This window comes from Selenomonas sp. GACV-9, from assembly GCA_900116485.1.
GTDB classification, from domain to species: Bacteria; Bacillota; Negativicutes; order Selenomonadales; family Selenomonadaceae; genus Selenomonas_A; species Selenomonas_A ruminantium_G.
Map to the genome: position 1 here is coordinate 223,438 of FPAX01000001.1, position 12,119 is coordinate 235,556.

At 55.4% G+C, this 12,119-nt stretch carries 10 protein-coding genes; all 10 read right to left on the reverse strand.

The features are described from left to right. Window positions 1-79 precede the first annotated feature (79 nt). The 10 genes from pyrE to BM322_RS01085 all read right to left on the reverse strand — a co-directional run bounded on the left by pyrE (window position 80) and on the right by BM322_RS01085 (window position 12,080). A complete protein-coding gene (gene pyrE, locus BM322_RS01040) occupies window positions 80-658 on the reverse strand; it encodes an orotate phosphoribosyltransferase (RefSeq protein ID WP_075428054.1) in 579 nt (192 codons plus the stop codon). Beyond that, window positions 659-1,375, reverse strand: coding sequence for an orotidine-5'-phosphate decarboxylase (gene pyrF / locus BM322_RS01045; protein ID WP_075428055.1), 717 nt, complete (start codon window positions 1,373-1,375; stop codon window positions 659-661). A gap of 27 nt (window positions 1,376-1,402) precedes the next feature. Next, window positions 1,403-2,338, reverse strand: coding sequence for a dihydroorotate dehydrogenase (locus tag BM322_RS01050; protein ID WP_075428056.1), 936 nt, complete (start codon window positions 2,336-2,338; stop codon window positions 1,403-1,405). Beyond that, the gene (locus tag BM322_RS01055; RefSeq protein ID WP_075428439.1) at window positions 2,335-3,108 is read right to left on the reverse strand and encodes a dihydroorotate dehydrogenase electron transfer subunit; all 774 of its coding nucleotides are present in this window, start codon (window positions 3,106-3,108) and stop codon (window positions 2,335-2,337) included. The genes BM322_RS01050 and BM322_RS01055 overlap by 4 nt, the downstream gene beginning before the upstream one ends. After that, window positions 3,095-6,322: a carbamoyl-phosphate synthase large subunit gene (gene carB / locus BM322_RS01060; protein ID WP_075428057.1), complete on the reverse strand. Its 3,228-nt coding sequence runs from the start codon at window positions 6,320-6,322 to the stop codon at window positions 3,095-3,097. Before carB ends, BM322_RS01055 begins: the two co-directional genes overlap by 14 nt. 3 nt (window positions 6,323-6,325) lie before the next feature. Further along, a complete protein-coding gene (gene carA, locus BM322_RS01065) occupies window positions 6,326-7,396 on the reverse strand; it encodes a glutamine-hydrolyzing carbamoyl-phosphate synthase small subunit (RefSeq protein WP_075428058.1) in 1,071 nt (356 codons plus the stop codon). 17 nt (window positions 7,397-7,413) lie between these two features. Beyond that, entirely contained in the window at window positions 7,414-8,700 is a 1,287-nt protein-coding gene (locus tag BM322_RS01070; RefSeq protein WP_075428059.1) for a dihydroorotase, read from the reverse strand. Then, on the reverse strand, window positions 8,697-9,644 hold the full coding sequence (locus BM322_RS01075) for an aspartate carbamoyltransferase catalytic subunit (RefSeq protein ID WP_075428060.1): 948 nt from the start codon (window positions 9,642-9,644) through the stop codon (window positions 8,697-8,699). The genes BM322_RS01070 and BM322_RS01075 overlap by 4 nt, the downstream gene beginning before the upstream one ends. 337 nt (window positions 9,645-9,981) lie before the next feature. Continuing rightward, window positions 9,982-10,281 (reverse strand): DUF1294 domain-containing protein, encoded by a 300-nt coding sequence (locus BM322_RS01080; protein WP_075428061.1) that lies wholly within the window; start codon window positions 10,279-10,281, stop codon window positions 9,982-9,984. Between the two features lie 11 nt (window positions 10,282-10,292). Next, window positions 10,293-12,080 carry a diguanylate cyclase gene (locus BM322_RS01085; protein WP_075428062.1) on the reverse strand — a complete coding sequence of 596 codons (1,788 nt, stop codon included), beginning with the start codon at window positions 12,078-12,080 and terminating at the stop codon, window positions 10,293-10,295. Window positions 12,081-12,119 lie beyond the last annotated feature (39 nt).

Sequence of the window (12,119 nt, forward strand, 5' to 3'; positions counted from 1 at the left end):
GGAAAAGCCCCATAAGCTAGATTTTTGGTCTAACTTATGGGGCTTTTTATGCTTTATAGAGTTTAGCTTTTTTAGATGGTTATTTCTTACCCGTGCTTCCGCGCTTTGTCATCGGGATGCCCTGTTTACAGAGCGGGCATTCTTCTGGTTTGTAGGTTTCGACGTTCATGTGGAGAAGGGCTTCGCAGGGAACGTCGCCGAAGTTGGCTTTGCCACCGCTGCGGTCGACGAGCATGCTGACAGCTACAGGGATGCCGCCATGGGCTTTGACCACTTCGATGACTTCCTTGATGGAGCCGCCGGTCGTTACGATGTCCTCGACGATCAGGCAGCGCTCGCCTTCATGCAGCGAGAAGCCGCGGCGGAAGGTCATCTTGCCATCGACGCGCTCGGTAAAGATTGCCCGCGTGCCCAGAGCCTTGCCTGTCTCGTGAGCGAGCAGGATGCCGCCCGTCATCGGGCCGACGACGGTTTCAATGTTGGCATCCTTGAATTTTTCGGCCATGGCCTTGCAGAGTTTTTCGGTGTACTCTGGCTTCTGGAGTACGTTGAATTTCTCCACATAGTGCGGGCTATGGAGGCCCGAGGTCAGGACGAAATGGCCATCCATGATGGCATGGCTCTCTACGAGCAATTCTTTTACTTCTGCTTCAGTCATTTATCTTACACTCTCCATTTCTTTGAGGATGGCCTCAGCGGCAGCCTTGGGGTCCTTCGCCGCGCGGATCGGGCGGCCGATGACGAGATGGCTGGCACCATTTTGCAACGCCTTAGTCGGTGTAGCAATGCGGCTCTGGTCATCGACGCTGGCGCCCTTAGGCCGCACGCCCGGCGTCACGATCAGGAAATCCGGGCCGCAGGCCTCGCGGATAAGGGCGGCTTCCTGAGGGGAGGCCACGACGCCATCAAGCCCCGCTTTTTTCGCCAGTTTTGCATAGCGTACGACAGCGCTTTTTATTTGTAGTTCCTGGCCAAGGCCCTCCCAATCTTCCTGATTGATGCTCGTAAGTACCGTTACGGCAATGAGCTTCGGGCAGGGGATGCCGCGCTTGTCGGCCTCCTCGTGCAGGCGCTCCGCTGCGACCTTCATCATGGTATAGCCGCCACCAGCATGCACATTGAGCATCGTGGCGCCCAGTCCCATCAGCGAGCAAAGGCCGCCCGCCACGGTGTTGGGAATATCATGCAGTTTGAGGTCCAGGAATACATCTTTACCTTGGGCACTGAGCCATTTTACCACGTCGCCACCGACGCTGTAGAAAAGTTCCATGCCAACTTTATAGTAGGATACGCTATCTCCGAGCGTATTGACGAGCGCCTTGACATCCTCCAGCGTATGGAAATCAAGCGCTGCAATCAAACGTTTATCTGCCATAACGTGCTCCTTTCGTTTTTCGCTAATTTATTCAATCTGGACCTTGCCAACGATATCCTGGATGCTCCCAAGATTGCGTTTGGCCAAATAATCGTTGAGTCCATCGCAAATCTTCATGGTCACGGCCGGGTCGGCAAAGTTTGCCGTACCGACAGCTACCGCGCTGGCACCTGCGAGGAAGAATTCCACGGCATCTTCAAAGCAGGAAATGCCGCCCATGCCGATGATAGGCACTTTTACGGCCTGCGCGACCTGCCAGACCATGCGCACAGCGACCGGCTTAATGCAGGGGCCAGAAAGGCCGCCCGTGATATTGCCCAGCGTCGGCCGCTGGGTATGGATGTTGATTTCCATGCCCATAAGCGTATTGATGAGCGACAGGATATCGGCACCGGCATTTTCGCAGGCTTTGGCCATCGTCACGATATCCGTGACATTGGGCGACAGCTTCAGGATGACCGGTTTTTGGGTATGTTTCTTGGCCTCGCGGACGACAGCGGCCGCCGCTTTGGGGTCCGTGCCGAAGACGATGCCGCCTTCTTTGACATTGGGGCACGAGACGTTGAGCTCAATGGCGGCGACGCCTTCGACATCGAGCATCTCAGCCAGTACGCCGTATTCCTCGACGGTGCTGCCCGAGATATTGACGATGACATTCATGCCATACTGCTCGATACGCGGCAGCGTTTCTTTTAAGAAAACCTCAACGCCTGGATTTTCCAAGCCGATGCAATTCATCATACCCATCGGCGATTCGGTGATGCGCACGCCATCATTGCCGCGGCGCGGCTTTAGCGTTGTGCCTTTGACCATGACGCCGCCCAGGCGCGAAAGGTCGACAAAGTCGGCAAACTCCTCGCCAAAGCCGAAGGTGCCCGAGGCTGTAAGAACTGGGGTATTCATCGTAATGCCGGCGATATTCGTGTGCAGGCGCTGGTCTTTTTCCTGTAAGACATGACTCATGCGAACACCTCCCCTGCTTCAAATACCGGGCCGTCCTTGCAGACCTTCTTGCGCTGGCCATTGGTCGTATCAATCGAACACGACAGGCAGGCGCCCAGCCCGCAGCCCATGCGTTTTTCCAGCGATACCTGGCAGCGCACGCCGTGTTCCTTGGCGATCTTGGCGATACCCTTCATCATGATCTCGGGGCCGCAGGCGACCACAAGGTCATAGTCTTTCTTTGCCAAAAGCTCGGGCAAAAGCGTCGTGGTAAAGCCCTTCGTGCCAAGGCTGCCGTCATCGGTGGTGCAAAAGATATCCTGCACCTTGCCCGTGAATAGCTCCTGCCAGAAAAGCTCGCCTTTGGTCTTGCCGCCCATGAGCACATCGGCTTTGCCCTGCATGGCAGCTGCATAAAAGAACACTGGGGAGAGTCCCATGCCACCACCCACAATCAGTGGTTTTTTCGCTGCAGTATCAAAGCCATGACCAAGAGGTCCAAGAACATTTATGGTATCGCCAGCATTAAGCTCCGATATGGCCTTCGTGCCCTTGCCCACCACGCGGTAGATAAAGGCGACTGTACCCTTGTCCTTATCGGCAGCGGCAATGCCGACCGGGCGGCGCAGCAGACAGCTGCTGTTCAAGATGCGCAGCTGTACAAACTGGCCAGCCTCGGCAAGCGCAGCCACCTCAGGGGCCTTTACCACCAGTTGGAATACCTGGTCGTAAAGCTCCTGCTGGCTTACGATACGAGAGTCAACCGTTACTTTTTTCTTAGGCAAGGCCATCACCACCACCGACATAATCCTGAATGGCCAGGCTGTAAACGAGGCGGCGCTCCCGCATGAAGGAGAGCACGCGCAAGACTTCCCAGGCCGTATCGAGCGAGGTCAGGCAGGCAATGTCATGCTCGACTGTTGCGCGGCGAATCTTGAAGCCATCCTTTACGGAGTGCTTGCCCTGAGTCAGCGTGTTAATGACCATATTGATCTTGCCGCTCTTGATGCGTTCGATGATATCGGTGCTGCGCTCGTGGACTTTGCCGACGACTTCGACATCGATGCCCATCGACTGGATGGTCTTGGCCGTGCCTTCGGTAGCGGCAATCTGGAAGTCAAGCTCCGAGAACGCCTTGGCCAGCTGTTTCATCTCTTCTTTATCTTTATCAGCTACGGTGAAGAGCACGCAGCCCTTCGTCGGCACATGCGTGCCCGAGCCGATGATAGCCTTGTAGAGGGCGCGGGCATAATGGTAATCGATACCCATGACCTCGCCCGTCGATTTCATCTCTGGTCCGAGGGCGATATCCACATCGGTCATCTTGGCAAAGGAGAAGACCGGTGCCTTGACAGCGACATACGGTTTCGGCGGTACGAGACCGGACTTGTAGCCAAGTTCTTTGAGCGTGCTCCCCATTGCGATGCGCGTGGCCAGATTGACCATCTTGACATCCGTGACCTTCGAGAGGAACGGTACCGTACGCGAGGAGCGCGGGTTGACTTCGATGATGTAGACCTCGCCATCGGCGACGACGAACTGGATATTCAGGAGGCCTTTGACATGCAGGGCAACCGCCAGGCGTTTCGTGTAGTCGATAATCGTGTAGATGACCTTCGACGGCAGCGTCTGCGGCGGATAGACGGCAATGGAGTCGCCCGAGTGGACACCGGCGCGCTCGACGTGCTCCATGATGCCCGGGATGACCACATCGACGCCATCGGAGATACCATCTACCTCGACCTCGGTACCCTGCATATAGCGGTCGACGAGTACCGGATGATCCGGTGTGACTTTTACGGCGCGGCTCATGTAGTCGCGCAGCTCGTCTTCGTTGTAGACGATTTCCATCGCGCGGCCGCCGAGGACATAAGACGGGCGGACCATGACCGGATAGCCGATATCGGCAGCCCCCGTGATGGCATCCTCAAGATTCGTGACGCTGATGCCTTGCGGACGCGGAATCTGCGTCTGCGTGAGGACTTCGTCGAAGCGCTCGCGGTCCTCGGCGCGGTCGATATCGTCAACCGACGTGCCGAACACTTTGATGCCTGCCTTCTGTAGCGAGGCAGCGAGGTTGATTGCCGTCTGGCCGCCAAACTGGACGATGACGCCTTCCGGTTTTTCCTTGTCGATGATGTTAAGTACATCCTCGGTCGTCAGCGGTTCGAAGTACAGGCGGTCGGAAATATCGAAGTCCGTCGATACCGTCTCGGGGTTGTTGTTGATGATGATGGCCTCGATGCCCATCTCCCGCAGTGCCCAGACCGAGTGAACCGAGCAGTAGTCGAACTCGACGCCCTGACCGATGCGGATTGGACCCGAGCCAAGCACGATGACCTTGCGGGCATTCGACGTCTGTACCTCGTCCTGCTCAGCGCGGAACGTCGAGTAGTAGTACGGCGTAGCGGCCTCGAACTCAGCGGCGCAGGTATCGACCATCTTGTAGGCAGGCAGGATGCCCATGCTCTTGCGGGTCGTGCGGATCTCGTCGATGGATTTGCCCGTGATCTCGGCAATGGAGACATCGGCAAGGCCCACATTCTTGGCCGCCAGCATGTGTTTCGGCGTCAGAGGCTCGCTCTTAAGCGTCGTCTCGACATCGGTGATGTTCTTGATTTTATGGATGAACCATTTGTCAACTTTCGTGATGGCATGGATTTCATCGACGGTGGCGATGCCGCGGCGCAGGGCCTCGGCAATGACGAAGATGCGCTCGTCGTTGATGCGCGCGAGGTTCTTCTTGACGCGCTCGTCATCCCAGGCATCCATCTTATCCATATGCAGGCGGTGTACGCCGATTTCCAGCGAACGCACAGCCTTGAGGATGGCACCTTCGAAGTGGCGGTCGATGCTCATGACCTCGCCCGTTGCCTTCATTTGCGTGCCCAGCGTGCGGTCTGCATAGACGAATTTATCAAACGGCCAGCGCGGGAATTTGACGACGCAGTAGTCAAGTGCCGGCTCGAAGCAGGCTTTCGTCTTCTGCGTGACCGCGTTGGTGATTTCGTCAAGGGTATAGCCGATGGCGATCTTGGCCGAAACCTTGGCAATCGGATAGCCCGTAGCCTTCGACGCCAGTGCCGAGGAACGGCTGACGCGCGGATTTACCTCGATGACATAGTATTTGTTGCTGTTCGGGTCCAGTGCGTACTGGGCGTTGCAGCCGCCCTCGATGCCGAGCTCGCGGATAATGCGCAGCGATGCACTGCGGAGCATCTGGTACTCGTGGTCCGTGAGGGTCTGGGACGGTGCGACGACGATGGAATCGCCCGTATGGACGCCGACCGGGTCGAAGTTTTCCATGTTGCAGACGGTGATGCAGTTGTCATTGCCGTCGCGCATGACTTCGTACTCGATTTCCTTCCAGCCGGCCACGCTGCGCTCGATGAGGACCTGGCCAATCATCGAGTAGTTGAGGCCCTTGATGACGATATCGATGAGCTCTTCTTCGTTCTCGGCGATACCGCCGCCCGTGCCGCCCATCGTATAGGCCGGGCGCACGATGACCGGATAGCCGATTTCGTTGGCGAATTCGACGGCCGACGGCACATCCTCGACAATCGTCGACTCTGGAATCGGCTCGCCGAGCTTCTGCATCGTCTCTTTGAACATTTCGCGGTCTTCGGCCTTTTCGATAGCCTCCAGCGGCGTACCCAAAAGCTCGACACCGTATTTTTCCAGCACGCCGCGCTCGGCCAGCTGCACCGCAAGGTTCAAGCCAGCCTGACCGCCCAGCGTGGCGAGTAAGCCATCCGGACGCTCCTTCGAGATGATTTCCTCGAGGAATTCCGGCGTCAGCGGCTCAATGTAGACGCGGTCGGCGATATGCGAGTCGGTCATGATGGTGGCCGGGTTCGAGTTGACAAGGACGACTTCCAGCCCCTCTTCTTTCAGCGAACGGCAGGCCTGGGAACCGGCGTAGTCGAATTCTGCTGCCTGGCCGATGATGATTGGGCCCGAGCCGACGACCATTACTTTTTTGAGATTTTCTTTCTTTGGCACAGTTTATTCCCCCTTGAGCATCGTCCAGAACTGATCGAAAAGATACATATTGTCATCCGGTCCCGGCGATGCCTCCGGGTGGTACTGTACCGAGAAAATCGGCAGGTCTTTATGGCGCATGCCCTCCACCGTGCCGTCATTGACATTGATATGCGTGACTTCAAGCGGCAAATCCTTGAGCGAGTCCTCGTCGACGGCATAGCCGTGGTTCTGCGAGGAAATCTGCACGCGACCTGTCAGAAGGTTCTTGACCGGCTGGTTGCAGCCGCGATGACCGAACTTGAGCTTATAGGTCTTTGCGCCCAAGGAACGCGCGAGCAGCTGATGGCCAAGGCAGATGCCAAAGATCGGTTTCTTGCCGATGAGCTTTTTGATTTCGGCGACGATTTCCGGAACGTCTGCCGGGTCGCCAGGACCGTTCGAAAGGAAGATGCCGTCCGGATTGAGAGCCAGGACTTCATCCGCCGTCGTATGAGCCGGTACGACCGTAAGCTTGCAGCCGAGGTCATGCAGCGATTTCAAGATATTCTGCTTGACGCCAAAGTCCATGGCGACCACATGAGGCGCATCACTAGACTCAGCTTCCATCGTATACGTTTCCGGCGTCGTGACTTCCATGACCACATCCTTCTTGATGGGCACAGCGAAGAGCTCATCGATTTCCGTCTGCGCGGCGTCCTCGGGCACGATGATACCCTTCATGGTGCCAGCCGAACGAATCTTGCGCGTGACGGCGCGTGTATCGACGTCGTAAAGGCAGGGTACCCCCTGTTTCGTCAGGAAGTCCGCCAGGCTTGTCTCATAATGCCAGTTGCTGCCCACTTCGCAGAGCTCGCCGATGATGAAGCCATTGACAAAGGATTTGCGCGACTGCATGAAAAGGTCCGCGATACCGTAGTTGCCGACCATCGGGTACGTGAGCGTCAGGATCTGACGGCAGTAGGATGGGTCGGTCAGGCTTTCCTGATAGCCCGTCATGCCTGTATTGAAAACAACCTCGCCGGTTGCCTTGATATTATTCAAAAGTTTGCCGTGGAAAACGGTACCGTCCTCCAGGATCAATTTACCTTTCATGAAATCACCTCATATATTTAAAGAACTTCGCCATCCTGCATGACAATCTTGCCAGCAACGACCGTCAGTACCGCTTTGCCTTTGAGCTCGCGGCCGATGAACGGACTATGGCTGCCCTTCGTGTAGAATTTCTTTTCGTCAACCGTCCAGCAAAGCTCGGGATCGATGACCGTGATGTCGGCGCTCTTGCCAACTGCCAGCGTACCAGCATCCATGCCGAATACCTTAGCCGGCTCACAGGTCATCTTGGAAACGATGGTCGCAAGGTCGAGCTTATGCTGATGATATAGATCCGTCAGCATGATGCCCAGCGATGTCTCCAGGCCAGGGAAACCACTCGGTGCATAGATATACTCGCGGTCTTTGTCCTCCTGTGCATGCGGGGAATGATCGGTTACGATTGCGTCAATCGTGCCGTCTTTGAGTCCTTCGAGCAGTGCCTCGCAGTCTTTCTGCGCGCGCAGCGGCGGATTGATTTTCGTTGACGTGTCAAACAGGTTGACGCATTCGTCGGTCATGGTCAGATGCTGCGGCGTGACTTCACAAGTGACGCGCACGCCGCGTTTCTTGGCCTGGCGCACGATGTCCACCGCGCGGGCCGAGCTGATATGGGCCACATGGACGCGGGAATCAGCGTACTCGGCCAGCATGATGTCGCGGGCTACGGCGATGTCCTCAGCGACCGTCGGGCGGCCTTTAAGGCCCAGCATGGCACTGCGATGGCCTTCGTTCATGACGCCGTCTTCCACCAGAGAAGTCTCTTCGTCGTGGTTGACGATGACCTTGTCGAAGGTGTGCAGGTAGTCAAAGGCATTCAAGAGAACCTTGGCCTTCTGGTCATAGTGGCCGTCATCGGAGAAGGCCACCGCCCCTGCTTCGATCATATCGCCAAGCTCAGCCAGTTCCTTGCCCTCCTGCCCCTTCGTCACGGCACCGATGATTTTCACATGGACTTTGGCGACATCCTCGGCGCGTTTCTCGAGGCTGCGCACCATGGCGGCATCGTCGACTGCCGGCTTCGTGTTCGGCATCGTGCAGACCGTCGTAAAACCGCCAGCTGCCGCAGCATTGGCGCCCGATTCAAAGTCCTCTTTGGCCTCCTGGCCCGGCTCACGGAAATGCACATGCAGGTCGATGAGGCCCGGCGTCACGATTTTGCCCGTGGCATCGTAGACCTCTGCCCCAGCAGCTTCCAGGTTTTCGCCGATTGCCTTTATCTTGCCATCCTCGACGAGTACATCGGCGATTTTATCGAATTTCTCGGCCGGATTGATGATGCGGCCGCCTTTAAGCAAAAGTTTCATTCCTGTTTTCCTCCCGTCAATACCAAGGTAAAGAGTGCCATGCGGACTGCGACACCATTCTGGACCTGTTCCTGAATGGCTGAGTTATCGCCATAGGCAGTGAACGGAGAGATTTCCCAGCCCTTGTTCATCGGGCCTGGATGCAGGATAAGGACATCGTCCTTGGCGAGCTTGAGGCGCATGTCGTTGAGGCCGAAGATACGCGCATACTCACGCGTCGTCGGGAACAAGCCGCCCTTCATGCGCTCGAGCTGGATGCGCAGCACCTCGATGACATCGGCATTGGCGATGGCATCTTCGATGCGCTCATGGACAATGACGCCCGGCTCCTGATAGAGGAAACGCGGAATCAGTGTCTTCGGCCCTGCGATATGGACTTCCATGCCCATCTTGCGCATGCCGTAGATATCCGAGCGCGCAACGCGGCTGTGCAGCACATCGCCGATGATGGCGACCTTGAGCCCCTCGAGATGTCCCTTGTGCTCCTGGATCGTGAAGAGGTTTAAAAGGCCCTGCGACGGATGTGCATGCGCACCATCGCCGGCGTTCAGGATTACCGGGCTTACGACGCGGGCGGCGTACTCGGCAGCACCTTCCGCCTTGTGGCGCATGACGATGGCATCGACGCCCATGGCCTCCACCGTGTAGAGGGTATCGCGCAGGCTCTCGCCCTTGACGATGGAGCTGGTGCCCGCCGTGATATTTACCACATCGGCGCCGAGGTATTTACCGGCGAGCTCAAACGACGTGCGCGTGCGCGTGCTCGGCTCGTAAAACAGCGTGACAATGGATTTTCCGCGCAGCGTCGGTACCTTCTTGATATCGCGGTGGATGATGTTCTTCATTTCCTTCGCGGTCTCAAGTACGAGACGAATCTCTTCCGGGCTGAAATCCTCCAGGCCCAGGACATTCTTACCTCGCAAGGATACAGTATTTTTTCCCAAGTCAATCACTCCTTAACATGTTGACAGTCATAATTATACATTACTTATGTATAAAGTTTCAAGGAAAATCCATTGCCTTTTTGTCTTCGCCTAGCAAAAAGAGCTTTCTTATGCGTATGCATAAGAAAGCTCCAGCTTTACGATAGACTTATAGCGTTATAAATTGCTTCCTTTATGCGCATCGCGGTACGCATCTTAAAAGGTAATGTATTCTCTTGTCCTTGAGCAGCTCTCGTCTGCTTTGTTTACCATTATAACTTGACCAGTCAATAAATGCAAGGCTTAAGTCAAAAAATTCAAGGACATATGACCTATTATTTCCTCTGGAGTGGACAAATCATACTTTTCCTGTCTGGGTAGCCCAGAAGATATAGACAAGTCCTGCCAGCTGCAGCAGGATGATCAGCGGGATACCATAACGGAATTTGATATGTTGCGTCTTGTGACGGAAAATCTGTATGGCAACGAGGGCACCGATGCTGCCCCCCATAAAGGCCAGCAGTAACAGCGTCAGCTCCGGCACGCGCCACCACTGTCGCAGGGCACAGAGCTTGTCAACACCATAGACGATGATAGCGATGATGTTGATGATGATAAAATACCATGTCACCAGATTATACCAATTGATAATATCCATAGATATCCTCCTCAAAGATTGCCGCGTGTCGCCGATACGCGATTACGCCCTAGTCGTTTTGCTTTATATAGTTCATCATCAAGACGGCCATAGACACCATCAAGGGTATCGCCATTATTGGTCACTGTGACGCCAAGGCTTGCTGTCGCATGACTGCCATCAGGCAGGATGGTCTGCTCACTGATGCAGGTACGGATGCGCTCGGCTACCATGACAGCATCTTTCAGGTTACAGCCTGGCAATACGAGCATGAATTCTTCACCGCCCCAGCGGCCGACATAGTCGGAGCTGCGTAAGGCCCCTTGCATTACCTTGGCCACTGTGCGTAATACCTCATCGCCGACTTCATGGCCAAAGGTATCGTTGATGCGCTTGAAATGGTCTAAGTCCACCATGATAGCGCCTAAGGTAAGATTGAAACTCATGTCGCTGCGTTCAATCTCGCGCTTTAGGATCTGCTCGACGGCACCGCGATTCAGGAGCCCTGTCAGCCGGTCTGTATCAGCCAGATGCGTCAAGGCTCGATTGGCCTGCTCAAGCTCCATGGTCGTAACCGAAACGAAATGCGCCAGACCGGTAATCAGCGAGATGCGCTCGTCATGGAAGGCCAGCTTTTGCGTCTCGACGTTTTCTGCTGCTTTTGTTTGCGGGCGGCCTTCCCGAAAACAGGTGGTAACCATCGACCCGTTGAGCAAGTGGACCTGGGAATGGCCTTCAAAGCGCTGCAGCTCCCCATAGGTATAAAAGCCTGCGGAAGGCGCAATATCGCGGAAGGTCTTGAGTTCATTGCTCACATCGTCGCGCAGGTACATGCGCCGGACAATACAGGAAAAGAGCAGGATGCCTTCGGGCTGGAAATTATAGAGGCCGATGGCATTTTGCTGGCCATCCTGTAACATGCTGATGGGATCGCCATAGCCTAGCCGCACGTGTTCGCCGAGATTGAAATCACCGCCAAAGCGCATGGAACCATCATCGCTATAGGAGATAGCCATGCGAGCGACGGGATGTTCATCGCGATCAATCATGACGGGAAATGGAATGATGGCGCTGAAGAAACGCTCGCCTGGAGCGATACCAAGATACTTTTCGTAAAGAGAGACCACAGGCTTTTGATTGAGATGCGTGACCTCATTGCAGCCTTTCATGCCAGTGATGACTGTCTCAGCTCCCAGTGGTTTCCAGCCATTGTAGGAACTGACGCGGATATGGAGGTCCTCGCCGTGAAACAAAATGGCAAGGATTCCCTGGTTCGTAAAGGATTCATCATCAAATACACAGGTGTATTCATCGTTGACATAGGAAGACTTGTTGTTGTATGAGTCCGATGAGCCGCCAAAAATCGGCACTTCGGGCGGCAGGCTGGCCAGTACATCAGTAAAGGCATGGATGTCGTTTAGCGTCTTGAGGGTGGTCAGGATACCAATGCCAGCCAGCGGTTCGCTTTCGAGCAGGTCCGGCAAGATTTCCGCCGCTGCCTCATCCATCGTGAGCTTGGCGCAATCGAACAAGTGGACATCGACAGTTGACCGGTCAAATACCAAAAAAGTCACTTGAATGCTCTCAAGGCGCAGCTCTCCGTCCATGATTTCGCCGGAGGATGTGCAGCCTGCAATCCTGGCCGCAGGAACCCGGGCCTGTATCGCCTGCCGCACCGCACTGATGTGATTGGTATTATCATCAGCCGAAAATAGCAGACACAGAATGGATCGATACTCCTCGGGACACTCCTGCAGGAATTTGTCCAGACAGTCTTCTATTTCCTCTGTAGCCCGTAAGTTATAAGGAAATAACTTCATAATCGTCTCATTCCCTTTCCACAATGTTTCCTTAGCAGT